This window comes from Pseudorhizobium flavum (assembly GCF_044142885.1).
In the GTDB taxonomy this organism is placed as follows: Bacteria; Pseudomonadota; Alphaproteobacteria; order Rhizobiales; family Rhizobiaceae; genus Neorhizobium; species Neorhizobium flavum.
Genome location: NZ_JBIOKZ010000002.1, coordinates 651,546 through 676,907 on the forward strand (window position 1 = coordinate 651,546; position 25,362 = coordinate 676,907).

20 protein-coding genes are annotated in these 25,362 nt (G+C 62.0%); 12 read left to right on the top strand and 8 right to left on the bottom strand.

The window, feature by feature from the left end; translation table 11 throughout:
• Nucleotides 1–109: 109 nt before the first annotated feature.
• The 8 genes from pcsA (at nucleotide 110) to ACEPP2_RS06700 (ending at nucleotide 9,953) form a co-directional block, all read left to right on the top strand.
• Nucleotides 110–844 (top strand): phosphatidylcholine synthase, encoded by a 735-nt coding sequence (gene pcsA / locus ACEPP2_RS06665; RefSeq protein WP_183949683.1) that lies wholly within the window; start codon nucleotides 110–112, stop codon nucleotides 842–844.
• A 159-nt stretch (nucleotides 845–1,003) separates the two neighbouring features.
• Nucleotides 1,004–2,566, top strand: a complete 1,563-nt coding sequence (locus tag ACEPP2_RS06670) for an ABC transporter ATP-binding protein (RefSeq protein ID WP_142588442.1) — start codon at nucleotides 1,004–1,006, stop codon at nucleotides 2,564–2,566.
• Nucleotides 2,556–3,641 carry an ABC transporter permease gene (locus ACEPP2_RS06675; RefSeq protein ID WP_395516136.1) on the top strand — a complete coding sequence of 362 codons (1,086 nt, stop codon included), beginning with the start codon at nucleotides 2,556–2,558 and terminating at the stop codon, nucleotides 3,639–3,641. The genes ACEPP2_RS06670 and ACEPP2_RS06675 overlap by 11 nt, the downstream gene beginning before the upstream one ends.
• Nucleotides 3,634–4,548 carry an ABC transporter permease gene (locus ACEPP2_RS06680; RefSeq protein WP_142587632.1) on the top strand — a complete coding sequence of 305 codons (915 nt, stop codon included), beginning with the start codon at nucleotides 3,634–3,636 and terminating at the stop codon, nucleotides 4,546–4,548. Before ACEPP2_RS06675 ends, ACEPP2_RS06680 begins: the two co-directional genes overlap by 8 nt.
• A gap of 44 nt (nucleotides 4,549–4,592) precedes the next feature.
• Entirely contained in the window at nucleotides 4,593–5,666 is a 1,074-nt protein-coding gene (locus ACEPP2_RS06685) for a BMP family ABC transporter substrate-binding protein (RefSeq protein ID WP_395516137.1), read from the top strand.
• Between the two features lie 128 nt (nucleotides 5,667–5,794).
• Complete coding sequence (glmU, locus tag ACEPP2_RS06690; protein WP_395516138.1) at nucleotides 5,795–7,156, top strand: bifunctional UDP-N-acetylglucosamine diphosphorylase/glucosamine-1-phosphate N-acetyltransferase GlmU; 1,362 nt, start codon at nucleotides 5,795–5,797, stop codon at nucleotides 7,154–7,156.
• Between the two features lie 108 nt (nucleotides 7,157–7,264).
• Nucleotides 7,265–9,094 carry a glutamine--fructose-6-phosphate transaminase (isomerizing) gene (gene glmS, locus ACEPP2_RS06695; protein WP_281977450.1) on the top strand — a complete coding sequence of 610 codons (1,830 nt, stop codon included), beginning with the start codon at nucleotides 7,265–7,267 and terminating at the stop codon, nucleotides 9,092–9,094.
• A gap of 160 nt (nucleotides 9,095–9,254) precedes the next feature.
• A complete protein-coding gene (locus ACEPP2_RS06700; RefSeq protein ID WP_395516139.1) occupies nucleotides 9,255–9,953 on the top strand; it encodes a DUF502 domain-containing protein in 699 nt (232 codons plus the stop codon).
• On the opposite strand, the gene recG is transcribed toward ACEPP2_RS06700, so the two are convergent.
• Nucleotides 9,931–12,036, bottom strand: a complete 2,106-nt coding sequence (recG, locus tag ACEPP2_RS06705) for an ATP-dependent DNA helicase RecG (protein ID WP_395516140.1) — start codon at nucleotides 12,034–12,036, stop codon at nucleotides 9,931–9,933. The two genes, ACEPP2_RS06700 and recG, sit on opposite strands and share 23 nt — an antisense overlap.
• 92 nt (nucleotides 12,037–12,128) lie before the next feature.
• Between recG and ACEPP2_RS06710 the strand changes: the two genes are divergently transcribed.
• Nucleotides 12,129–12,452 (top strand): FAD assembly factor SdhE, encoded by a 324-nt coding sequence (locus ACEPP2_RS06710; RefSeq protein WP_395516141.1) that lies wholly within the window; start codon nucleotides 12,129–12,131, stop codon nucleotides 12,450–12,452.
• 3 nt (nucleotides 12,453–12,455) lie between these two features.
• Complete coding sequence (gene mfd / locus ACEPP2_RS06715; protein ID WP_395516142.1) at nucleotides 12,456–15,968, top strand: transcription-repair coupling factor; 3,513 nt, start codon at nucleotides 12,456–12,458, stop codon at nucleotides 15,966–15,968.
• Between the two features lie 12 nt (nucleotides 15,969–15,980).
• Here the strand turns inward: mfd and ACEPP2_RS06720 are convergent, their stop codons facing one another.
• From ACEPP2_RS06720 to ACEPP2_RS06730, 3 genes are read right to left on the bottom strand one after another with little or no spacing between them, the layout of a single operon-like run.
• Entirely contained in the window at nucleotides 15,981–16,916 is a 936-nt protein-coding gene (locus tag ACEPP2_RS06720; protein WP_281977446.1) for a DMT family transporter, read from the bottom strand.
• Nucleotides 16,917–16,928: 12 nt separating this feature from the next.
• Nucleotides 16,929–17,600, bottom strand: coding sequence for a DsbA family oxidoreductase (locus ACEPP2_RS06725; RefSeq protein ID WP_395516143.1), 672 nt, complete (start codon nucleotides 17,598–17,600; stop codon nucleotides 16,929–16,931).
• 42 nt (nucleotides 17,601–17,642) lie between these two features.
• Complete coding sequence (locus tag ACEPP2_RS06730; protein WP_281977444.1) at nucleotides 17,643–19,451, bottom strand: extracellular solute-binding protein; 1,809 nt, start codon at nucleotides 19,449–19,451, stop codon at nucleotides 17,643–17,645.
• A 281-nt stretch (nucleotides 19,452–19,732) separates the two neighbouring features.
• Between ACEPP2_RS06730 and ACEPP2_RS06735 the strand changes: the two genes are divergently transcribed.
• A complete protein-coding gene (locus tag ACEPP2_RS06735; RefSeq protein WP_077546263.1) occupies nucleotides 19,733–20,380 on the top strand; it encodes an invasion associated locus B family protein in 648 nt (215 codons plus the stop codon).
• Nucleotides 20,381–20,451: 71 nt separating this feature from the next.
• Here ACEPP2_RS06735 and hspQ read toward each other — a convergent pair whose 3' ends face one another.
• From hspQ to ACEPP2_RS06750, 3 genes are all read right to left on the bottom strand, one after another.
• Nucleotides 20,452–20,781: a heat shock protein HspQ gene (hspQ, locus tag ACEPP2_RS06740; RefSeq protein WP_052638403.1), complete on the bottom strand. Its 330-nt coding sequence runs from the start codon at nucleotides 20,779–20,781 to the stop codon at nucleotides 20,452–20,454.
• 153 nt (nucleotides 20,782–20,934) lie between these two features.
• Nucleotides 20,935–22,344, bottom strand: coding sequence for a type I glutamate--ammonia ligase (glnA, locus tag ACEPP2_RS06745; protein ID WP_395516144.1), 1,410 nt, complete (start codon nucleotides 22,342–22,344; stop codon nucleotides 20,935–20,937).
• A 58-nt stretch (nucleotides 22,345–22,402) separates the two neighbouring features.
• Nucleotides 22,403–22,741, bottom strand: a complete 339-nt coding sequence (locus tag ACEPP2_RS06750; RefSeq protein ID WP_052638401.1) for a P-II family nitrogen regulator — start codon at nucleotides 22,739–22,741, stop codon at nucleotides 22,403–22,405.
• A 323-nt stretch (nucleotides 22,742–23,064) separates the two neighbouring features.
• On the opposite strand from ACEPP2_RS06750, the gene ACEPP2_RS06755 reads away from it, so the two are divergent.
• Nucleotides 23,065–24,540, top strand: coding sequence for an NAD(P)H-hydrate dehydratase (locus ACEPP2_RS06755; RefSeq protein WP_395516145.1), 1,476 nt, complete (start codon nucleotides 23,065–23,067; stop codon nucleotides 24,538–24,540).
• Here ACEPP2_RS06755 and ACEPP2_RS06760 read toward each other — a convergent pair whose 3' ends face one another.
• Nucleotides 24,541–25,347 carry a DUF72 domain-containing protein gene (locus ACEPP2_RS06760; RefSeq protein ID WP_395516146.1) on the bottom strand — a complete coding sequence of 269 codons (807 nt, stop codon included), beginning with the start codon at nucleotides 25,345–25,347 and terminating at the stop codon, nucleotides 24,541–24,543.
• Nucleotides 25,348–25,362 lie beyond the last annotated feature (15 nt).

The following is a 25,362-nucleotide window of genomic DNA, read 5'->3' on the forward strand; positions in this document are numbered from 1 at the left end:
TGGTAGCGCAGATCGCAAATCCTGCGCGCAAGGGGTGCCGGTCGGGAGTGGCCGGTTGCAAAGCCGCAGTTTTCGCAGCATAGGTCGTCAAACAGAACGGGAATGGCGCGTGATCAGACGAATTTTCAACTACCGAAAAGTCCCCTATGCCGAAATCCGCGCGTTCTCCGTCCACCTCCTGACCGCATCGGGATCGTTTCTCGCCTTTCTCGGGGTGGTGGCAGCGGCCGAGAGCCGCTTTGTCGACATGTTCTGGTGGCTAGGGCTTGCGCTGTTCGTGGACGGGATCGACGGTCCCATTGCACGCAAGGTGCGGGTGCGCGAGGTCCTGCCGAACTGGTCGGGAGATACGCTCGACAACATCATCGACTATGTCACCTATGTTCTTCTCCCCGCCTTTGCTCTCTACAAGAGCGGCATGATCGGGGAACCGTGGTCCTTCGTCGCCGCAGGGCTGATCGTGGTCTCGAGCGCGATCTATTATGCCGATACGGGCATGAAGACGGATGAATATTTCTTCTCCGGCTTTCCCGTCGTATGGAACATGGTGATCTTCACTCTCTTCGTCATCCAGGCGAGCGAGACCACTGCCTTCATTGTCGTGATCGTCTCGGTGATACTCACGTTCCTGCCCATCAACTTCCTCCACCCGGTGCGCGTCAAACGTCTAAGGCCGGTCAATCTGGCCATTCTCATGATCTGGTGCGTGCTCAGCGGCTATTCCCTGCTGTTGCACTTCGCATCTCCCGACTGGCTCGTCTATGGGGTCGTGGCGTCTGGCGTTTACCTCTATTTCATCGGAGCAATCCTGCAATTGTTTCCGTCTCTTGGCAGGGACGCCTAACCTGTTGGCGATGCATGTTTTCGGTTGTGCGCAGCAACAAATCCGATAACAGTAGACGCCTGCGGTCCCATCGTGGCCGTGTGTAAACAGGACGCGCGGTGTTTCTCGCAAGCCTCGAAGAAGGTGAAGCCGCGTGAACAAGGGGGTGCAGTGACTGTGATGGAGGGATCGGCCGTCAATCCGCTATTGTCGGTCCGCAAGCTTACCAAGTATTTCGGCAGCTTCCCCGCCTGCTCCGGAATTGACCTCGATATCGGCGCCGGCGAGATCCATGCGCTACTGGGAGAGAACGGCGCCGGAAAATCGACCTTCGTCAAGATGCTCTTCGGCATTCTCGATCCGACAGAAGGTGAGATTCGCTGGGAGGGGCAGCCTGTCAGCATACGCTCGCCTGGGGAGGCCCGCTCAGTCGGAATCGGAATGGTCTTCCAGCACTTTTCGCTGTTCGAGGCCCTGACAGTAGCCGAGAATATTGCCCTCTCTCTCGATCCCAAGATTTCGCTTGCAAGGATTTCCGACGAGGCTGCGAGCCTGTCCAAGGCCTACGGATTGCCGCTCGATCCCAAGGCCCATGTCGCGGATCTCTCGGTCGGCGAACGTCAGCGCATCGAGATCGTCCGCGCGCTCCTGCAGAACCCGAAACTGATTATCCTCGACGAACCGACCTCGGTTCTCACGCCCCAGGAGGCGGATCGCCTGTTCGAGACGCTGTTCAAGCTGAGGGCAGAGGGGCGGTCGGTGCTTTATATCAGCCATCGGCTGGAAGAGGTGCAGCGCATATGCGATCGCGCCACCGTCCTGCGCCATGGAAAGGTAACGGGCGACTGCGATCCGAAGCAGGAGACGGCAGCCTCCTTGGCGCGAATGATGGTCGGCTCCGACGTTGCCGGAGTTCAGCGGGAGGATCGTAAGGTCCCAGGCGATGTCCGGGTCGAGGTCAAAGACCTTTCTGTTGCGGCCCGTACTCCGTTCGCGGTCGCCCTGAAGGACATCAACCTGACGGTGCGCGCGGGCGAGGTGCTGGCCGTAGCCGGCGTTGCCGGGAACGGACAGGGCGAGTTGTTCGACGCGCTTTCAGGTGAATACCCTGTGTCGGACAACGAGACGATCCGCTTGTGCGGGAAGCTGGTCGGCCGCCTCGGGATCAATGACCGGCGCCTGTTGGGGGCCGGCTTTGTACCGGAGGAGCGCCATGGACATGCAGCAGTGTCGGAGATGAGCCTTTCCGACAATCTCCTCCTTGCACGGAGCCGGTCCGACCGCCGGGCGTTCCTCGGCGGCGGGGTCATGAACGTCATCCGGCACGGCGCGATTCAGCGGGCAACCCAGCGGATCTGTGAAGAGATGGATGTCCGCAAGAGTGGAGAGGATCCGCGCGCTGGCTCACTTTCCGGCGGCAATCTTCAGAAGTTCATCGTCGGACGCGAACTTGATCGTCAGCCGGCAGTCCTGGTCGTCAACCAGCCGACATGGGGCGTCGACGCAGGCGCGTCGAGCCGCATCCGTCAGGCACTCGTCGACCTTGCCAACGCAGGTTCTGCGGTCATCGTCATCAGTCAGGACCTGGACGAGATATTCGAGGTGGCCACCAGCATCGCGGTGATTTCCGAGGGGAGGCTTTCGCCATCATACCCCGCGCGCGAACTAAGTCGTGAAAGGATCGGCCTGCTGATGGGCGGTGTCCATGATTCGACGCATGCGGAGGCGTCCCATGCGCATTGAACTGCAGAAACGGGACCGGGGAGGGCGCCTGTTCTCCTTCATATCGCCTCTCCTTGCGCTGGCGCTGACGCTGTTCTTCGGCGGCCTGATGTTCTGGTTCCTCGGCAAGGACCCAGTCGATGCGCTCTACAGCTTCTTCGTGGAGCCGTTGCTGGAGGTTTGGTCCCTGCATGAACTGGCCATCAAGGCTGCGCCGTTAATTCTTATCGCGGTCGGTCTTGCGGTCTGTTACCGCTCCAACAACTGGAATATCGGCGCGGAGGGACAGTTCACCATCGGCGCGATAACAGGTGCTATCCTCCCGGTCCTCTATCCGGATTGGCACTCGCCAGCGATCCTGCCGCTGATGCTCGTCATGGGCGCGATCGGTGGAGCAATCTATGCCGGCATTCCGGCGCTCCTGAAGACACGCTTCAACACGAATGAGATCCTGACGAGCCTGATGCTCGTCTATATCGCCCAACTGTTCCTCGACTGGCTGGTAAGGGGTCCTTGGCGCGATCCGCAGGGCTACAACTTCCCGCAGACTAAGGCCTTCGTGCCCGAAGCTGTGCTGCCGGAGATCCTGGATTCCGGGCGCGCCCATCTCGCCATCGTCTTTGCGCTCGTCGCCGCCGTCGCCATCTGGTTCATGATGCGGTTCATGCTGAAGGGTTTTCAGGTCTCCGTGATCGGGCAATCGGAACGTGCGGGCCGTTTTGCCGGCTTCTCATCCCGGCGGATGGTCTGGTTTGCGTTCTTGCTCTCCGGAGCGCTGGCGGGTCTTGCCGGTATTTCCGAGGTCTCGGGCTCCATCGGGCACGTGCAGCCGGCAATATCTCCGGGCTACGGCTTCACGGCCATCATCGTTGCCTTCCTTGGCAGGCTGAACCCCCTCGGCATCATCGCTTCCGGATTTGTTCTCGCCCTTACCTTTCTCGGAGGAGAGGCGGCCCAGCTCTCGATCGGCATTTCCGACAAGGTGAGCCGCGTCTTCCAGGGGCTTCTGCTGTTCTTCGTGCTGTCCTGCGATACCCTGATCCACTACCGCATCCGCCTCGTCTGGCGTCAGGCGACAGGAGCCGCCCATGCTTGAGGCGATCCTCTTGACGGTAATCACCGCTGCGACGCCACTTGTCATCGCGTCGCTCGGCGAACTGGTGACGGAGCGGGCAGGCGTGCTCAATCTCGGCGTCGAAGGCATGATGATCATGGGGGCGGTCGCCGCCTTCGCCGTGACACAGGCGACCGGCTCCCCCTATATTGGCGTCGCTGCGGGCATCATCGCAGGCGGGTTATTCTCGCTCCTGTTCGGTGTCCTGACCCTCACGCTGGTCGCCAATCAGGTTGCGACGGGGCTTGCGTTGACGATCTTGGGACTGGGGCTTTCCGGGCAGATCGGGGAGAGCTTCGTCGGGCAGCCAGGGATCAAGCTGCAGCCAATCGCCATCCCACTGCTTTCCGAAATTCCTCTTCTCGGGCCATTGCTGTTCCGGCAGGATATCATCTTCTATCTGTCTGTCCTGCTCGTGGGCGGCATCCACTGGTTCCTGTTCAGGAGCCGCACGGGCCTGAAGTTGCGGGCGATCGGCGACAATCATGGCTCCGCCCACGCGCTGGGGATCAACGTGATCCGGACCCGATATCTCGCCGTCATGTTCGGTGGCGCCTGCGCGGGGCTCGCCGGCGCTCACCTGTCCCTCGTCTACACCCCTCAATGGGTGGAGAACATGACGGCCGGACGCGGCTGGATCGCGCTGGCACTCGTCGTCTTCGCGTCCTGGAGGCCGCTTCGTGTGCTTGCCGGCGGATATCTGTTCGGGGCGGTCACCATCGGCCAATTGCATGCGCAGGCGCTGGGGATCGGTATACCCTCCCAGCTTCTGTCCGCCATGCCCTATGTCGCGACTATTGTCGTCCTGATCATCATCTCGCATAATCGGCGCACGACGCTGATCAATACTCCCGCCTCGCTCGGAAAACCTTTCGTTCCCGAACGTTGAGGCCTGTCCCGCATCCAAGTCTTCAAGCCAACAGAGGTCGAAAAATGAAGAAACTGATCATTGCACTTGCCGCCTCGGCCGCCCTTCTCGGCGGCTTCGTCAGCGGCGCCCAAGCCCAGGACAAGACGAAAGTCTGCTTCATCTATGTGGGCTCCAAGACGGATGGCGGCTGGACGCAGGCGCACGACATCGGCCGCCAGGAGCTGCAAGCGCACTTCGGCGACAAGATCGAGACACCGTTCCTCGAAAACGTTCCGGAAGGTCCGGATGCCGAGCGCGCCATCGAGCGCATGGCCCGCTCCGGCTGCGCGATGGTCTTCACGACCTCGTTCGGCTTCATGGACGCGACCATCAAGGTGGCCGAGAAGTTCCCGGACGTGAAGTTCGAGCACGCTACCGGCTTCAAGGCCGCTGAAAATGTCGCCACCTACAATTCGCGCTTCTATGAAGGCCGCTACATTCAAGGCCAGATCGCCGCGAAGATTTCGGACAAGGGCGTGGCCGGTTACATCGCCTCGTTCCCGATTCCCGAAGTGGTGATGGGCATCAATGCCTTCATTCTCGGTGCGCAGTCGGTCAACCCCGACTTCAAGCTCAAGGTCGTCTGGGCCAATACCTGGTTCGATCCGGGCAAGGAAGCCGATGCGGCCAAGGCGTTGATCGACCAGGGCGTCGACGTGCTGACGCAGCATACCGATACTACCGCGCCCATGCAGGTTGCGGCAGAGCGCGGCATCAAGGCGTTCGGCCAGGCATCCGACATGATCAAGGCCGGACCGGAGACCCAGCTGACCGCGATCGTCGATACCTGGGGCGCCTATTACATCAAGCGCACCCAGGCGCTGCTGGACGGCAACTGGAAGTCCGAGCAGATCTGGGACGGCCTGAAGGACGGCATCCTGACCATGGCGCCCTATACGAACATGCCGGACGACGTGAAGGCGATGGCCGAAGAAACCGAGGCGAAGATCAAGTCGGGCGAGCTGCATCCGTTCACCGGACCGGTCAAGAAGCAGGACGGTTCTGACTGGCTCGCGGAAGGCGAGAAGGCCGAAGACGGCGCTCTCCTCGGCATGAATTTCTACGTTGCCGGCGTGGACGACAAGCTGCCGCAGTAAGGCAATGGCATCATGCAGGAAGGGCGCCTTCAAGGGCGCCCTTTTTGTTGCAGCGAGAAACAAGCCGTTTATCGCCTGTCAATCGAGTTGCTGCTAAGTGCCGCTCGACTGAATCGAGGAAATCCATCATGACCCGCACCTGCCTGGCCGTCATTCTTGCCGCTGGCGACAGCACCCGCATGAAGTCGTCAATGTCGAAGGTCCTTCACCCCGTGGCTGGACTGCCGATGATCGGGCACGTGATGCGAGCTGTCGCCTCGGCCGGGATCTCGGACGTTGCCCTGGTGCTCGGACGCGATGCAGATGCGGTGGCCCAGGCGGCTGAGATAGATGGGGTGGCAGTCCGTACCTTCCTGCAGACGGAACGGCTTGGAACGGGCCATGCGGTCCTGACTGCGCGTGACGCGCTCTCTGCAGGCTTCGATGATGTTCTGGTCACCTATGGAGATGCGCCGCTTGTCACCGCGGAGCCGCTGGCAGCAGCGCGGGCGGAAATCGCCAAGGGGGCAGATGTTGCCGTCATCGGATTTCACACGGAGCGCCCCACCGGCTACGGGCGGCTGCTCGTCAAAAACGGCGAGCTCGTCGCCATCCGCGAGGAGAAGGACGCGACCGAGGAAGAGCGACAGGTCACCTGGTGCAACAGCGGCATTATGGCGATCAATGGTCACAAGGCGCTTGAGCTTCTAGATCGTATCGGCAACGACAACGTAAAGGGCGAATACTACCTGACCGATCTTGTCGAGATCGTTCGGGCATCGGGCGGCAGGGCCGTGGCGGTCGATGCGCCGGAAGCCGAAATGGCCGGCTGCAACAATCGCGCCGAACTTGCGGTGCTGGAGCGGCTTTGGCAGGAGCGGCGCCGGCATGAGATCATGCTTGCGGGTGTTACCATGATCGCGCCCGAAACAGTTTTCCTTGCACATGACACGACCATTGGCCAGGACGCGGTGATCGAGCCGAACGTCGTTTTCGGACCCGGCGTCACGGTGGAGGCCGGCGCCGTCATTCACGCCTTCTCCCACCTCGAGGGAGCACATGTCAGTGCTGGCGCAACGGTCGGTCCGTTCGCGCGGCTGCGTCCGGGCGCGAACCTCGCGGCCAAGGCGAAGGTCGGGAACTTCTGCGAGGTCAAGAAGGCCGAGATCGGCGAAGGGGCGAAGGTCAACCACCTGACCTATATCGGCGACGCTGTCGTAGGCGCGCATGCGAACATCGGGGCAGGCACGATTACCTGCAACTATGACGGCGTCAACAAGCACCTTACCCAGATCGGCGCCGGCGCCTTCATCGGCTCGAACTCGGCGCTGGTCGCACCGGTCGCGATCGGGGAGGGCGCCTATGTAGGCTCCGGAAGCGTCGTGACCGAGGACGTGCCGGCGAATGCCCTTGCGCTTGCGCGCGCGCGCCAGGAAATAAAGCCTGACCGAGCAAAGGCGATCCGCGAGCGCGCACTTGCACTCAAGGCCGCCGCCAAGGCGAACAAGTGAAGCGCTCTAAGGTAACCTTCCGACACGCAAAGTGACCGGCAAGGGAATTGCAGCAGTCGGTTTATCGATTAGAACTCCCGCGACATTACGGGAACAATGAGGTTTTGAATGTGCGGGATCGTTGGCATTGTCGGTAAGGAGCCAGTGGCGGATCGATTGGTGGATGCGCTGAAGCGGCTCGAATATCGAGGCTACGACTCGGCCGGTGTCGCGACGATCCACGAGGGACACCTGGCCCGCCGACGGGCGGAGGGCAAGCTGGTGAACCTCGAGAAGAAGCTCGCGGCCGAACCGCTGGCCGGGAATATCGGCATCGCCCATACCCGCTGGGCCACCCATGGCGCTCCCAACGAGACCAATGCCCATCCGCATATCGTGGACGGCGTCGCAGTCGTTCACAATGGCATCATCGAGAACTTCTCCGAGTTGAAGGAAGGGCTGCTGGCGGAGGGCGTCACCTTCGAGACGCAGACGGATACCGAAGTCGTCGGCCAACTGATCGCCCGCAACCTGCGCAACGGTATGGGCCGGCGACAGGCAATGCAGGCCATGCTCCAGGAAATCACCGGGGCCTATGCCCTGGCCGTGATCTTTGCGGATGATCCGTCGACCATCATGGCAGCGCGCTCCGGCCCGCCGCTGGCAATCGGGTTCGGTGACGGCGAGACCTACCTCGGTTCGGATGCCATTGCGCTCGCACCGCTCACGAACGAGATCACCTACCTCGTGGATGGCGATTGGGCCGTTATTGGTCGTGAAGGGGCCTTCATCTTCGACCATGAGGGCAACCAGATCGATCGACCGCGCCAGATCACGCAGGCCGCCGCCTATTTTGTCGACAAGGGCAACCACCGGCACTTCATGGAGAAGGAGATCCATGAGCAGCCGGAAGTCGTCTCCCATGCACTTGCCCACTACGTTGACCTCGGCAAGCATACGGTTGATCCGGCCGCCACCGGGCTCATCGATTTTTCCTCCCTGCGTGGCCTTGCGATCTCTGCCTGCGGCACGGCTTATCTTTCCGGCCTGATCGGCAAGTACTGGTTCGAGCGCTATGCGCGTCTGCCGGTCGAGATCGATGTCGCCTCGGAATTCCGTTATCGCGAAATTCCGCTTTCCGCTGACCAGGCGGCTCTCTTCATTTCCCAGTCCGGCGAGACCGCCGACACACTTGCATCGCTTCGCTACTGCCACGAGGCCGGGCTGAAGATCGGCGCGGTCGTCAATGTCAAGGAATCGACCATCGCACGGGAATCGGATGCCATCTTCCCGATCCTCGCGGGCCCGGAGATCGGCGTTGCTTCGACGAAGGCGTTCACCTGCCAGCTTACCGTCCTGGCATCTCTCGCGATCGCTGCCGGAAGGGCCCGCGGGACGATCTCGGAGGCCGAGGAAAAGCAACTGATCAAGAGCCTGGCGGAGATGCCGCGGCTCATGAACGCCGTTCTCAACACCATCGAACCCCAGATCGAAGCGTTGGCGCGCGAACTCTCGCGCTACAAGGACGTGCTGTACCTCGGTCGCGGCACCAGCTATCCGCTTGCAATGGAAGGCGCGCTGAAGCTCAAGGAAATCTCCTACATCCACGCGGAGGGATATGCGGCCGGAGAACTGAAGCACGGCCCCATCGCGCTGATCGACGAGAACATGCCGGTAATCGTGATCGCTCCCCACGACCGGTTCTTCGAGAAGACCGTTTCGAACATGCAGGAGGTCGCGGCGCGCGGCGGCAAGATCATCTTCGTCACGGACGAAAAAGGCGCCGCTGCCTCGAAGTTGCCGACCATGGCGACAATTACGCTCCCGAACGTGGCTGAGATCGTTTCGCCGATGATCTACTCTCTGCCAATTCAGCTTCTGGCCTACCACACCGCCGTCTTCATGGGCACGGATGTGGATCAACCGCGCAACCTTGCGAAGTCCGTGACCGTGGAGTGAGCCACCCGCTAGGCGGGTTGAGACCATCCCTTCGGGGCTCCCCCCGTCCGCGCAGCGGGGTATCGAAATCTGGATATCCCGCCCTTGCATGGCGGGGGTCCCTCGGGCATGGTCGCTTCGACCTGACCACTTTTATGCGATGCAGCATGACGGCGAGACGATGAACGATAGCCCAGAGCGCATTTCGCTGGCGACGCGCATCCGCAACAACTTCCTGACCGGATTGATCATCTGTGCGCCGCTGGCCATCACCATATGGCTGACCTTCAGCTTCATTCGCTGGGCGGACAGCTGGGTGAAGCCGTATATCCCCGCCCGCTACAACCCGGAGAACTATCTGGACGTCGCCATGCCCGGGCTGGGCATGGTGATCGCGATCACGCTGATCACCCTGATCGGTTTCCTGGGAAAGAACCTGATCGGCCGCTCGATCGTCAGCTTCGGCGAGTCGGTGCTGCACCGTATGCCCCTCGTCCGGACGATCTACAAGAGCCTGAAACAGATCTTTGAGACGGTGCTCAAGGAGCAGTCCACTTCCTTCAAGAAGTGCGGGCTGATCGAGTTTCCAAGCCCCGGCAGTTGGGCACTCGTGTTCATTTCCGGCGATGCCCAAGGCGAGATTGCGGCCCGTCTGAACGAGCATGGTGAAGAGATGGTCTGCGTCTTCCTAGCGCCGACGCCGGTACCGACTGCAGGCTTCCTCATGTTCGTGCCGCGCAGCAAGATTGTCATGCTGGACATGACACCGGAGGAGGGGGCCAAGCTCCTCATCTCGGGAGGGCTGCTTGCGCCAGACTACCGGCCGAAAGCCGGCCCGTCGGTGATCTCGTCGAATGTCAGCCCGCTCCAAGGAACCTGACTGCTTCATCGCGGCGGAACAGATAGAGCAGGGTGCGGACGTTCTTCCCGCGTTCGCTGGTCAGGTCCGGATCCTTCTCGATGAGATAGCCGGCATCCTTGCGGGCGGTCTCCAGCAGGTCCGCATGGGCCTCAAGGCTCGCGATACGGAAGCCGGGCGTCCCGGATTGACGCGTGCCTAGGAGTTCGCCTTCACCACGCAGCTTCAGGTCCTCTTCCGCGATCAGGAAACCGTCTTCGCTGTCGCGCAGGATCGACAGGCGAGCATGTCCCGTCTCGCTCAGCGGTCCCTTGTAGAGAAGGATGCAGGTGGAGGCGTCCGCTCCGCGGCCGACGCGACCCCGCAACTGGTGTAGCTGGGCGAGGCCAAATCGTTCAGCATGCTCGATGACCATGATTGTCGCATCCGGCACATCGACGCCGACTTCAACCACCGTCGTTGCAACGAGCAATCGCACTGTACCGGCCTTAAAGGCGGCCATCACGGCATCCTTGTCCGCGCCAGGCATGCGGCCGTGGACCAGGCCGACGTCGCGGCCAAACTCCTTGGCCAGCACGGCGAACCGCTCTTCTGCCGACATCAGGTCCGAAGCCTCCGACTCCTCCACCAGCGGGCAGATCCAATAGGCCTTCTTGCCCTCTGACAGGGCGGTCCTCAACCGAGCGACAATCTCACCTGTGCGTTCCGTCGGGATCGTCACCGTCTGGATGGGCTTGCGCCCCGCCGGCTTCTCGGTGAGCTTGGAGACGTCCATGTCACCGAAGGCGGCCAGCACAAGCGTGCGCGGTATGGGTGTCGCCGTCATCACCAGCATATGCGGCGTGACGCCCTTCGCCGTCAGCCGAAGCCGCTGGTGGACGCCAAAGCGATGCTGCTCGTCCACCACGGCCAGAACCAGATCGTGATAGTTGACCGCATCCTGGAAGAGAGCGTGGGTGCCGATGATGATCTGCGCCTCGCCCGACGCAATCCTCTCGACGATCGCGTCTCTCTCGCGACCTTTCGTCCGTCCTGTCAGGACGTCCACCGAAAGGCCGACGGCCGCCGCCAGCTTCGATATGGTCGCATAATGCTGTCGGGCGAGGATTTCGGTCGGCGCCATCAGCACCGCCTGACTTCCGGCCTCGACCGCGGCAGCCATCGCCATCAAGGCGACGAGCGTCTTTCCCGCCCCGACATCGCCCTGCAGCAGGCGCAGCATGCGATCTTCGCCCGCCATATCATCCAAGATATCGGCGACGGCACGTTCCTGGCTGCCGGTGAGGGCGAAGGGGAGGGTGGAGCGTATCCGGTTCGCCAACTGACCTGTCGAACGCACAGGTCGGCCAGGCACCCGGCGCAGGCGCTGGCGCACCAGCGCCAGAGACATCTGTCCGGCCAGGAACTCATCATAGGCGAGACGCCGTCGGGCAGCGGACCGCGGGTCGACGTCGGTTTCGTCACGCGGATCGTGCAGCCGGCGAAAGCTCTCGGAAAGGGAGGGAAACCCCTGGCGCTCCGCCAGGGTGGCATCGAGCCAGTCCGGGAGTTCGGGCATGCGGGCCAGGGCGGCATCCAGCGCTCTCCTCAGGACTTTCGGTGAAAGGCCGGCGGTGAGGGGATAGACCGGCTCCACCAGCGGCAGGTTGTCGGCTTCCGACATCTTCACCATGAAGTCCGGATGGACCATCGACGGGCGCCCGTTGAACCAGTCGACCTTGCCGCTCACCATGACCTCTTCGTCGAGCGGCAGCGCTTTCTCCAACCAGTTGCCCTTGACGCGGAAGAAGGTCAGGGCAAGTTCGCCCGTCTCGTCGTGAAGGAAGACACGGTAGGGCAGGTTCGCTTTTCCCGGAGGCGGCGGCTGGTGGCGGTCGACCCGCCCCTGGATGGTGACGATGGCGCCCTGCGGAGCCAGCGCTATGCCCGGCCTGTTGCGGCGGTCGATGATTGAAACGGGCGCATGGAAAAGAAGATCGACGACGCGGCAATCCTCCGCGTCCTCGCGTCCCGTCACGCGCGCGATCAGTTCCGCGAGCTTGGGACCGACGCCCGACAGGGATGCAACGGGCGAAAACAGCGGATCGAGGATGGCGGGGCGCATGGGCGGCAAAATGCGATGGATTTCGACCGCTTTGCAAGGTGACGAAGCGGAAATTCCGACCTATATGGTCCGGGCTACACAAGGACTTTTCCATGACAGGACTGACACGCAGCAGCGCGGACCTCAGCCCCCGCCGTCGCCGCATCCTCTACCGCTGCTGGCACCGCGGCATTCGCGAAATGGACCTCGTCTTCGGCCAGTTCGCCGAAGAGGAGATCTCGGCGCTTTCCGACGCTGAGCTCGATGAGTTCGAAGCAATCATGGGCGAGGACGATCACGATCTGCATGCCTGGATCACTGGCGCAAAGCCGCTGCCCGAGCATTTGCAGACGCCGCTTTTCGCCCGAGTTGCTTCTTACAGGCCAGACTTCGATCCGGTGACGACGGCGAGCCTGCAGGCGAAGTCAGAGCGATAGAAAATGATCCCAGGTTTCGATGCCAAGAAGATTGCCGCGGCCGGCAGCTCGCTGACTATCGGCAACGTTCCGCCCGGTATGGAGGCGCTGCTTCTGGCGGAGATGGCCAGGGCAGGTCAGCCGGTAGCCTTCATCATGTCTGACGGCCAGCGGATGGCGGATATCGAGCAGATGCTCGGCTTCATCGCGCCTGAAATCCCCGTCCTGACACTGCCGGCCTGGGACTGTCTTCCCTATGACCGAGTCTCGCCCGGCGCAGATGTCTCTGCCCGTCGGTTGGCGGCACTCTCCGGGCTTATCGCCCATGCGCGCAAGCCGCATCCGGCAATCGTCCTCGTTACCGTCAACGCCATGCTGCAGAAGATTGCTCCGGCGGAGGTGATCGAAAGCCTGGCATTCTCGGCACGGCCGGGGAACATCGTCCGCATGGACGATATCGCCGCGCGGCTGGAGCGCAACGGTTTCGATCGCGTCCCGACGGTGCGTGAGGTGGGCGAGTTCGCCGTACGCGGCGGCATTCTCGACGTCTTCGTACCCGGGAATGACGAGCCCGTCCGCCTCGATTTCTTCGGCGACACGCTAGAGACTATCCGGACATTCGACCCCGCGAGCCAGCGCACGACGGGGCAGGCGCGCTCACTCGACCTCAACCCGATGAGCGAGGTGTCGCTGACACCTGATACGATCAGTCGGTTCCGGACCAACTACCTGGCGCTCTTCGGCGCCGCCACACGGGATGATGCTCTCTACCAGGCAGTGTCGGAAGGACGACGCTATGCAGGGATGGAGCATTGGCTGCCGCTCTTCTACGAGCATCTCGATACCGCGTTCGACTACCTCAAGGACTTCCGTCTCGTCACGGATCATACAGCCCGCGAGGCTGCCAACGAGCGCTCCAAGCTGATCATCGACTACTATGAGGCCCGCCGCGACAGTGGCACGCAAGGCAAGGGCGCTGCGGCTCAGGCAGCGCCCTACAAGCCGGTACCACCGGGGCAACTCTATCTGGATACCAAGGCGTTCTCCACCGCACTGGATGAGGCGAATTCAGTTCGCCTGACACCCTTCAACGAACACGACACGCAAGGCCGCCGCGTCATCGAGCTTGACGCACGTGTCGGTCCGCGCTGGGCCAAGTCCCAGGCCGAAAAGGATGATCGAGACGAGCGCGTCAACGTCTTCGACCTGGCGGTCAAACATATTTCAGAAAGGCGATCTGCCGGCCGTAAGGTGCTAATCACGGGGTGGTCGGCGGGATCTCTCGACCGGTTGTTGCAGGTCCTCGAAGAACACGGGCTCCAGCGCGTCAAGCCGATCGAAGCGTTCGCTGATCTGGAGAAGCTCGAAAAGGGTGAAGCCGCATCGGCTGTTCTCAATCTGGAAGCCGGCTTCGAAACCGACAGCTTCGCCGTCATCGGCGAACAGGACATCCTCGGCGACAGGATGGTCCGCCGCGGCAGGAGACGAAAGCGCGGCAGCGACTTCATCTCGGAAGTCTCCGGTCTCGACGAGGGCTCGCTCGTGGTTCATGCGGAACACGGGATCGGGCGCTTCGTCGGGCTCGTGACGATCGAGGCGGCTGGCGCACCCCGCGCCTGCCTTGAACTTCACTATGCCGATCAGGCCAAGCTCTTCCTGCCGGTCGAGAACATCGACCTCCTGTCCCGCTACGGATCGGATGCCGCCGAAGCGGCGCTGGACAAGCTCGGCGGTGGAGCCTGGCAGGCCCGCAAGGCGAAGCTCAAGAAGCGCCTGCTGGACATGGCCGAAGGCCTGATCCGGGTCGCAGCCAGCCGGATCACGCGTCGCGCGCCTGTTCTAGCGGCCCCTGACGGCCTCTACGACGAGTTTGCGGCCCGTTTTCCCTATGACGAAACGGAGGATCAGGACAGCGCCATCGAGGCCGTCCGGGACGACCTGTCGGCCGGCAAGCCGATGGACCGGCTTGTGTGCGGCGATGTCGGGTTCGGCAAGACCGAGGTCGCCCTTCGCGCGGCCTTTCTTGCTGCAATGAACGGGGGGCAGGTGGCCGTCGTCGTACCAACCACACTTCTGGCGCGGCAACACTACAAGACATTTCGGGAGCGCTTCCGCGGCCTCCCCATCAAGGTCGCGCAAGCCTCCCGTCTGGTCCCCACCAAGGAACTCAACCAGGTCAAGAAGGATCTGGCCGAGGGGAAGGTCGACATAGTGGTCGGCACCCACGCGCTTCTGGGTAGCGGCATCAGCTTCTCCAACCTCGCCCTCCTGATCATCGACGAGGAGCAGCATTTCGGCGTCAAGCACAAGGAGAGGCTGAAGGAGCTGAAGAGTGACGTGCATGTGCTGACGCTTTCGGCCACCCCGATCCCCAGAACGTTACAACTGGCGATGACGGGTGTGCGGGAACTCTCACTCATCACGACGCCGCCTGTGGACCGCATGGCGGTGCGCACCTTCATCTCGCCCTTCGATCCGCTGGTGATCCGCGAGACTCTGATGCGCGAGCACTACCGGGGCGGCCAGAGCTTCTATGTCTGTCCGCGTCTCGCCGACCTGCCCGACATCCAGGCCTTCCTGCAATCGGATGTGCCGGAGTTGAAGGTGGCGGTCGCGCACGGACAAATGGCGTCCGGTGAACTGGAAGACATCATGAATGCCTTCTACGACGGAAAGTACGACGTCCTTCTGTCAACGACGATCGTGGAGTCGGGGCTCGACGTACCGACCGCCAATACCCTGATCGTCCACCGCGCCGACATGTTCGGGCTAGCCCAGCTCTATCAGTTGCGCGGCCGTGTCGGGCGCTCGAAGGTACGTGCGTTCGCGCTGTTCACACTGCCGGTCAACAAGCAGCTGACTGCGACGGCGGAGCGACGCCTGAAGGTGCTCCAGTCGCTCGACACGCTGGGTGCAGGCTTCCAGCTTGCCAGCCACGATCTCGATATCCGCGGGGCCGGAAACCTGCTCGGAGAAGAACAGTCCGGTCACATCAAGGAGGTCGGGTTCGAGCTCTACCAGCAGATGCTCGAGGAGGCCGTGGCCGAGGTCCGAGGCGATGACGAGATCGTCGACACGGGCTGGTCGCCGCAGATATCGGTCGGGGTTACCGTGATGATCCCGGAGGACTACGTTCCGGACCTGCATCTGCGCATGAGCCTCTACCGCCGCCTTGGCGAACTCACCGACCTCAAGGAGATCGACGGCTTCGGCGCAGAGATGATCGACCGCTTCGGCCCGCTGCCGTCCGAGGTGCAGAACCTGCTCAAGGTCGTTTACGTGAAATCGCTCTGCCGTACCGCCAATGTCGAGAAGCTCGATGCTGGACCGAAAGGCCTCGTCGTCACCTTCCGCGACAAGCAGTTTCCGAACCCTGCCGGCCTTGTGCAGTACATCGCCAAGCAGGGGACGATGGCGAAGATCCGGCCGGACCAGAGTGTCTTCCTGACCCGCGACCTTCCGACCCCGGACAAGCGGCTGGCAGTTGCGGCTCAGGTGATGAAGCAATTCGCCGCGATCGCGAAAGAAGCAGAGTAGTGCCGGAAGCCGTCAGGGCGCGGTATCGTCAGTGGCCGCGAGCGCAGTTGCCGGCGGGTCGCTGACAACGGAGGCTGGCAGCGGCACGTTTCGCACGCGCTCGCGCGCCAGCGTCAGCAGGCCGGAGCCGATGATCAGCAGGATGCCGAGCAGCATCGGCAGATCAACGGCGTCGCCGAAGACGAGGTAGCCGAAGAGGACCGCCCAGAGCATCTGGCTGTACTGCGTAGGGCCAACGACTGCTGCGGGTGCGTGAGCCGTGGCATGCATCAGCAGGATGGTTGCAAGCGCGGCGAAGAGACCATAGCCGGCGAGCATCAGCCATTGCAGCGCGGAGGGCCAGGCGAAGCCGGGCAGCATCAGGACGCCGCAGACCAGCAGAGATCCCAGGACACCGGCGCCATAGAGCGATATGCCTTTTTCCCGATGACCAATGGCGCGATAGACAACAATGGAGATCGCGCCGCTCAATCCCGCAAAGACCGCTGCGAGGTGACCGATGGAAAGCTCGCGAAATCCGGGGCGCAGTACCACCAGAACGCCGATGAAGCCGATGATGACTGCGCTCCAGCGGCGGATGCCGACCTGTTCCTTCAGGAAGACCACGGACATGATCGTGACAAAGGAGGGCAGCAGGAAGATGAGGGCGAAGGCCTCCGCCATGGAAAGATAGGTGAAGGCGGTGACGCTGGCGATGGTTCCGACTGCTGCCGCCAGCGCCCGCAATAGCCACAGCGGTCGGCTCGTGGTCCGCAGCATGTCCGAAAGTCGGTCCTCGCGCTTCATCAGGAACGGCAGGCCCACCAGACCGAACACCGCCCCCAGGAATGCCATTTCGAAGGCGCTCAGCGCCCCCTCGATCAGCTTCACACTCGCATCGCTCCAGGAGAAGGCCGCAAACGCGGCGAAGGCGAGGAGCACGCCCTTCAAGGTCGGTTCGGCGGACATGGAGGAGACCCGTCAGATCATGCCCTTGCGGGCGTCGGCCTTCATGCGCGCAATGTCGCGCAAGGCTTCAGCAAGCACCTCGGGCAGCTGCGCTCCACTGACGGCATACTGGCCGTCGAAGATCAGGAACGGGACACCGTTGACGCCCATCTGCCGGGCGGCCTCTATTTCGTCGAGTATCTTGGCCTTGTCTGCATCCGACGCGAGCAGATTGGTGATCACGGCGGGGTCAAGCCCACATTGTTCGGCAATACCGATCAGCACATCACGGTCCGCGACGTTCGCACCATCCTCGAAATGGGCCTTGAACAAGGCAGTCGCCACACGGTCCTGGATCTCTCGACCCTCAATGCCCGCCCAGTGGAGAAGCCGATGCGCGTCGAGCGTGTTTGCGCGCACCTTGATGTTCTCGAAACGGAACCTGATGCCGATCTCGCGGCCGTGTTGCCTGAGGGTATCCTGCATCTCGTCGAGGCGCTCGGCGCCTCCCAGCTTGTTGATCAGGTGCGTGCGGTAGTCCGTGCCCGTGCTGCTCGCATCCGGGTCTAACTGGTAGGGCCGCCAATTGACATCGACGCCGACCTCACCCTGCACCTCGGCGATTGCGAGTTCCAGCCGCGCCTTGCCCAGATAGCACCATGGGCAAACCACATCGGATACGACATCGATGGTAACGCGCTCCATGGCCGCAACCCTTCCTGAAATGGTAATGGCAGTCGGCTGTGGTCAGTCCTGTACGCGCTTGTCGAACCAGACGGGAAGCTGATAGCCGTAGAGAGGTGTCTTGTCTGGATAACCGATATAGCTACGCCGCGCCACCCATTGTTCCGGTACGTGGTAAAGCGGGACCAGATAGTGGCCGGCGATCAGCAGCCGGTCATAGGCCCGGACCGCCGCCTCGAACTCCTCGCGGCTGCGAGCGCTCAACATGGCTTCGATCGCGCGGTCTATGGTCGGATCGGCCACGCCGGCGAAATTGTTGCTACCCTCTCGATCCCGCGAGACCGATCCCCACCGGCCAACCTGTTCTATCCCCGGAGAGAGCGAGGAGGGGTAGGACTTCACGATCACATCATAATCGAAGGTGCCGGAGCGTGCCTGGTACTGCGCATCGTCCACGGTACGGATGGTTGCCTCGACGCCGATCATCCTGAGCGTCCGCTGGTAAGCGATTGCCAGCTTTTCCTGATCCTGTGTCTGGGTCATGATCTCGAAGCGAAGGGGGGTGCCGGATCCGTCGGACATCCTGCCGCCCTTGATCGTGTAACCGCCTTCCTTCAGAAGCTCGACGACACGACGCAGAATCTTTCGGTCGCCACCCGAGGCATCGGTCTTGGGAATGCGGTAGCTGCCGTCGAGCACGGTGGGATCAAGGGCATCCTTCGCGTCTCCGAGAATTGCCAGTTCGCGCGGGTCAGCCGGCTTGCCGAGCGAAGAGAGAGAAGAGTTCTGCCAGAAGCTTTCCGTCCGCGTGTAGGCGCCCTCGAAAAGGTTCCTGTTGGCCCATTCGAAATCAAAGGCGAGCGCGAGCGCCTCGCGGACGTTCGGATCGGCGAAGACGGGGCGGCGCGTATTGAAGACGAAACCCAGCATGCCGGTTGGCACTTCCGGCCGGAAGGTGTCCTTGATCACGGCCCCGTTTTGGACATCAGGGAAATCATAGGCCCGCGCCCAGTGCGTTGGGCTTCCATCCGGATAGATGTCGACAACACCCTTCTTGAAGGCCTCGAACAGGGTGTTTTCCTGAAGAAAGTATTCCACGGAGATCCGGTCATAGTTGTCGAACCCGACCTTGGCCGGAATGTCCTTACCCCAATAGTCAGGATTGCGCTCGAACACGATGCGTTCTCCCGGAGTCAGCGACTTCACCCTGTAGGGCCCGGAACCGACCGGGATCGCCAGCGAGGACTGCTCGAACGCAGCGACGTCGGTGGCATGCTTCGGAAGGATCGGCGTGGCCGTCGCCAGGATCAGCGGGAATTCCCGGTCCGATTTCTCGTTGAAGACGAACTTCACGGAATGTGTGCCGACCTTCTCCATCCGGGCCACCGGTGTCAGCCTGTTACTGAACGGCGTACGCCCCTTGTCTCGCAGGAGTTCCATCGTGAAGATCACGTCGTCCGGCGTCACCGGCTGGCCGTCCGACCACTTGGCATCGGGATTGAGGTTGAACTGGATGAAGCTGCGCTCCTCGTCCATCTCGACGCTTTGCGCCAACAGACCATAGAGAGTGAACGGCTCGTCCGCGGAGCGCTGCATCAGCGGTTCGAAGACGAGGTGTCCAAACTGCGGATCCCACATGCCGCGTGCAGTCGTGCGCATACTCTTCAGGATGAAGGGATTGAGGCTGTCAAAGGTGCCGACCACACCGTAGCGAACACTGCCGCCTTTCTTCACGTCCGGCTCGGCATAGGGGAAATGCGTGTAATTGGCCGGCAGCGCCGGCTCGCCATGCATGGCAATGGCGTGCAGAGGTTCGGCGGCGGCAGGCCAGGACATGCCGGCAAGCACCAGGAGCGGGATGAGGCGGCGCATGGTGTATCCTTCGGAAGTCGAATCGGTCGTGGCCAAAATAGACCAACCATTGAACGGGACCAACCTCCTGCTCCCTGGGGGTGGGAGCTTCCGTTGGTAACCGTCCTGCAAAAAAGCCCTGTGGAAGGACTGGATATCACTCTGTCGCCGATGTAACAGGATGTCGAAGCCGGGAGTCATTCAATTGCCTCATTTCGCCGACAGGTGGAGTGCAGTAGGACACCCGAGGGAGGGCGGCGAAAGCCGTACCCGGACCGATTTCAGGAGACGGATCTTTCGTTATGAAACTCAAGGCAAATACGGCTCTGCGGACGGCGATGTCCGCGCTCGCTCTTTCGTTCGCGGCATCCACCGTGCCCACCGCCGCGCTGGCGCAGGGTGCTCCGGCAGCCGCAGGAGCAGGGGCGCCACCGCTTGGCTGGTTCAAGACCTGTACCAAGCAGGATGACAGCGACCTCTGCGTCGTTCAGAACATCATGCTCGCCCAGAACGGGCAGTTGGTGACCGCCGTCGGCCTGATCACCGTTGAAGGCAAGGTCAACCGCAAGATCCTTCAGGTCTCGGTGCCAACCGCACGACTGATACCGCCCGGCATCACCATGCAGATCGATGGCGGAAAGGGTCAGAAGCTCGATTACGCTGTCTGCCTTCCGGACAAGTGCACGGCAGAAGTGCCGCTGACGGATGCGATGATCGCCAGCCTCAAGAAGGGCGGTGAGGTCGTGTTCACCTCGATGAACTTCCGCCGCGCCCCCAATCCGATCAAGATTTCCCTGAACGGCTTCACCGGAGCCTTTGACGGAGAGCCGATTACGCAGTCTCAGCTCGCTGAAAGCCAGCGCACTCTGCAGGAAGGCATGCAGAAGAAGGCCGAAGAAGCCCGAAAGAAGCTTGAAGACGCTCAAAACGCCGCCAAGCAGGGTCAGTAATCCGGGCTTTCAGCCAACAATAGAAACGCCGGCCTCAGGTCGGCGTTTTTCGTTTGTGAGTTCTGTCGGGCCTAGTGCGCGAACCCCATCTTCGGCGTCAGCCGCCCGCGGGGGCCTTCCTCGAAGATCTGGTAGACCTGCGGGTTGCGAAGCGGCATGTCGCTCTCGTCATGCTCGAGGTTCTGCTCCGACACATAGGCCACATATTCCGTCTCATCGTTTTCGGCCAGCAGGTGATAGAACGGCTGGTCCCGGTTCGGGCGGATCTCAGCGGGAATGGCATTCCACCATTCCTCGGAATTGGCAAACTCCGGATCCACGTCGAACACCACGCCACGGAACGGGAAAACCTTGTGGCGGACCACTTCACCGATAGTGAACTTAGCGCTGCGTTGTTTCATGGTGCGATATCCTTTCGCATCCTGATGTGGGAATAAAATCTCACCGCATCAAGGGGGTAATGCGAAGGCACGAGGGTTGTTCCGCACTCTGAATATAGCCACGGAAAAGCGGCGGGCATGACCCGCCGCCTTCATATCTCGACGTTGCCTGGATCAGGCCGAGTAGTACATGTCGAATTCGACGGGATGCGGCGTCATCTCGAAGCGCATGACTTCCGTCATCTTCAGCTCGATATAGGCGTCGATCTGGTCGTCGTCGAAAACGCCGCCAGCCGTCAGGAACTTGCGATCCTTGTCGAGGCTCTCGAGAGCTTCGCGCAGCGAACCGCAGACGGTCGGGATCTTCTTCAATTCCTTCGGAGGCAGATCGTAGAGATCCTTGTCCATGGCCTTGCCAGGATGGATCTTGCTCTTGATGCCGTCGAGACCTGCCATCAGCATGGCGGCGAAGCCGAGATAGGGGTTCGCCGTCGGATCGGGGAAGCGGACTTCGACGCGCTTCGCCTTCGGGCCGGAGCCGAAGGGAATGCGGCAGGAGGCGGAACGGTTGCGTGCGGAATAGGCCAGCAATACCGGTGCTTCATACCCTGGGACGAGACGCTTATAGGAGTTCGTCGACGGGTTGGTGAAGGCGTTGATCGCCTTGGCATGCTTGATGATGCCCCCGATGTAGTAGAGGCAGGACTCCGAAAGGCCTGCATACTCGTCGCCTGCGAAGGTCGGCTTGCCGTCCTTCCAGATCGACTGGTGGACGTGCATACCCGAGCCATTGTCGCCGAAGATCGGCTTCGGCATGAAGGTTGCCGTCTTGCCATAGGCGTTGGCGACCTGATGGACCACATACTTGTAGATCTGCATCTTGTCGGCATTGCGGACCAGGGTGTCGAACTTCACACCGAGCTCATGCTGTGCAGATGCCACCTCGTGGTGATGCTTCTCGACGACCACGCCCATCTCGGCCAGAACGGTCAGCATTTCCGAGCGCATGTCCTGGAGGCTGTCGACCGGCGGGACCGGGAAATAGCCGCCCTTCACGCGCGGACGGTGGCCGAGGTTGCCGGTTTCATAATCGGTATCGTCGTTGGACGGCAGTTCCGAGGAGTCGAGCTTGAACCCGGTGTTGAAGGGGTCCGCCTTGTACTTGACGTCATCGAAGACGAAGAATTCGGGCTCGGGCCCGACATAGACGGTATCACCGATTCCCGACGCCTTCAGGTAGGCCTCGGCCTTCTTGGCGGTACCGCGCGGGTCGCGGTTATAGGCTTCGCCGGACACTGGGTCGAGAATGTCGCAGACGACGACCATCGTCGACTGGGCGAAGAAGGGGTCCATGTGCACAGTCGCGGGGTCGGGCATGAGCACCATGTCGGACTCGTTGATCGCCTTCCAGCCGCCGATGGAGGATCCGTCGAACATGACGCCGTCGGCGAACATGTCTTCATCGACGGCGGCGACGTCCATGGTGACGTGGTGAAGCTTGCCCCGGGGGTCCGTGAAACGCAGGTCGACGAACTTGACCTCGTTTTCCTTGATCTGCTTCATGATTTCGCTTGCGGTCGTCATTTGCTGCTTCCTTGAAATGTGATGACGAATTGTGCCGAGGCTGGGAGGCCTTGGCGAACTAGATGGCGTCGACGCCCGTTTCGCCCGTTCGGATCCGGACGACTTCCTCGACATTTGATACGAATATCTTTCCATCGCCGATGCGGCCGGTCTGGGCCGCGTTGCGAATGGCTTCTATGACGGCGTCGACGCTCTCGTCGGCGAGTACGACTTCGACCTTCACCTTGGGCAGAAAATCCACCACGTACTCGGCGCCGCGATAGAGCTCCGTATGGCCCTTCTGCCGCCCGAAGCCCTTCGCCTCCGTCACAGTTATTCCCTGCAGGCCGACCTCCTGAAGGGCTTCCTTCACTTCGTCCAGCTTGAACGGCTTAATGATGGCTTCGATCTTTTTCATGAGAAACTATCTCTCCCTGACGTGGCCGTTACCGGCGTCCCTACTAATGCAGGTATCATGCCAGTCTGCAAAGACACTCGGGCAAAAAATTCGTTGGCCGAGCCCAAAAGCGGGTAAGCTGCACGTCTCAGGGGTATGTGTTGACGGCTCCCGCCAGCCTTCATTTTAGGCGGATGACGCTTTCAACGCCGCCGCGTTGCCCTCGCGCTCCCTCGGGATGCACTCAGACGCTTACCTCTTAGGCATTTGCATATCTGTTGGGCGTCTCGCCGGGGTCGGTGAGTGACCTTGCTTGCTGGCAGACTTTGGTTTCAATTGGCGGGATGATCACGGACCTTGCCACACTGCTCACCCCGAAGGAAATGGCCGATGCGGACGCTGCCGCGGCTGCCTCAGGCGTCAACTCCTACGGACTGATGGAGAAAGCAGGGTGGGCGGTTGCGGCGGCGGCGCTGCGGCTTTATCCGCAGACGGGCCGCTTCGTTGTGCTTTGTGGGCCGGGAAACAATGGTGGAGACGGCTATGTTGCCGCCCGTGCGCTTGCCGAGGCCGGCGGCAGGGTGCAGATCTTCGTGCTGGATGTCGCCTTCGAGCCTGCCGGGGACGCGGGGATTTCCAGGCGGGCCTGTCCGCTCCCGGCCTTGCCGCTGTCGGATCTGAGCTTGCGGGACGGTGACACCATCATCGACGCGGTCTTCGGTGCCGGCCTCGCACGGGACGTTCCTGCCGACCTTCGGGAGGTGATTGCGGCCGTGGAAGCGTCCGGCCTTCCCGTCATCGCAGTCGACCTCCCGTCGGGCCTCTGCGGCCGCAGGGGCGTGCCGCTCGGCGGCGCGTTTAGCGCGACCCATACGGTGACCTTCATGGCGCGCAAGCCGGGCCACCTGCTGATGCCCGGCAGGTCACTGTGCGGTGACGTCGAGGTCGTCGACATCGGCATCCCGTGGCGCATAGTTCGAAGTGCCGGGCGCGCGCTCCGGGTGAACCAGCCGTCGCTGTGGCGCCGCCTGCTGCCGAAGCCTGATTCAGGATCGCATAAGTACAAGCGGGGGCATCTCGTCGTCTTCTCCGGCGGCGCATCGCATACGGGCGCCGCTCGCCTGTCGGCGGAGGCAGGACTGGCCAGCGGCGCCGGACTCGTCACGGTCGCTTCGCCTCCCGATGCAATGGGGACGAACGCCGGACACCTGACTGCTGTCATGCTGCGCGAAGTGAAGAATCCAGATGAGATCGGGGAGTGGCTGGCAAGCGGGAAACTCTCGGCCTTCGTCTTGGGGCCAGGATTTGGCGTTGGTGCAAAGGCGAGGGATTTTGTCCTGGCGCTCGATGGCCACCCGCTCGTGCTGGACGCTGACGGGATCACATCCTTCCGGGACTGTCCGGACCCGCTCTTCGATGCCTACCGCGGCGAAACCCGCCTTGTCCTGACGCCTCACGAGGGGGAGTTCGCCCGTCTTTTCCCGGATATCGGTGACGACTTCGAGCTGAGCAAGGTCGAGAAGGCGGTGGCTGCCGCACGACGGTCGAATGCCGTCGTCGTCTACAAGGGTGCCGATACCGTCATTGCTGCGCCCGACGGCCGGGCCGCTGTCAATGAGAACGCTCCGCCTTGGCTCGCGACGGCCGGCTCGGGCGATGTACTGGCTGGAATGATCGGCGCGCTGCTGGCGAACGGCATGCCGGCATTCGAGGCGGCCGCCGCGGGCGTCTATCTCCACGGGGAGGCCGCTCTTCGCGCAGGGGAGGGCATGACGGCGGAAGCGCTGGTGCACGCCATTCGGCCGCTCGATGTTGACTGATCAGCCGTCGACCAAACCCTGGAGGGCCATCGCCCCCTGCGGGGCATTCACCTTGCCTTCGTGAATGAAGAAGGCAAAAACGTCACGTGGTTCCTGCCTCGGTTTACGAGCCCCGTCGACGAGCGGCAGGTCGCCCGGCACACCACCCGACGCCCATGTCTCCAGGCGATCCGCCCACGCCTTCAGATCGGCTTCCGCATAGCAATTCGGGATGTCGTCTGATCCCGTTTGCAGCCGCGCGTAGACGAAATCAGCAGTTACGTCGGCGATCATCGGGTATTCATGATGCTCGGCGCAGACGGGCGCGACATTGTAGCGTGCCAGGAGTTGCACGAATTCCGGCACCTTGAAGCTGTCGTGGCGTACTTCCACGACATGCCGCAGACGCAGTCCGTCTACATTGTCCGGCAGAAGCTTCAGGAATGCTTCGAAATCCTCGGGCTCGAACTTCTTGGTGGGTGCGAACTGCCAGAGAATCGGTCCGAGATGCGGGCCGAGTTCCGTCAGCCCCTGGGCGAAGAACCTGTCGATCGATTCGCCGGCCTCCGCCAAGACCTTGCGGTTGGTCGTGAAGCGGCTGGCCTTGAGCGTGAAGATGAAGCCTTCCGGCACTTCGGAGGCCCATTTGGCGAAAGTCTCTGGTTTCTGCGATCCGTAATAGGTGCCGTTGACCTCGATGACCTTCAGCTTGCCGGCCGCATATTCGAGCTGCCGCTTCTTCGGCAGCTTCTCGGGATAGAAGCTGCCTTCCCACGGCTCGAAGGTCCAGCCTCCGATTCCGGTGCGGATCGTGCCTTTCGCTGCCATCTTGCCTCCCCGGCG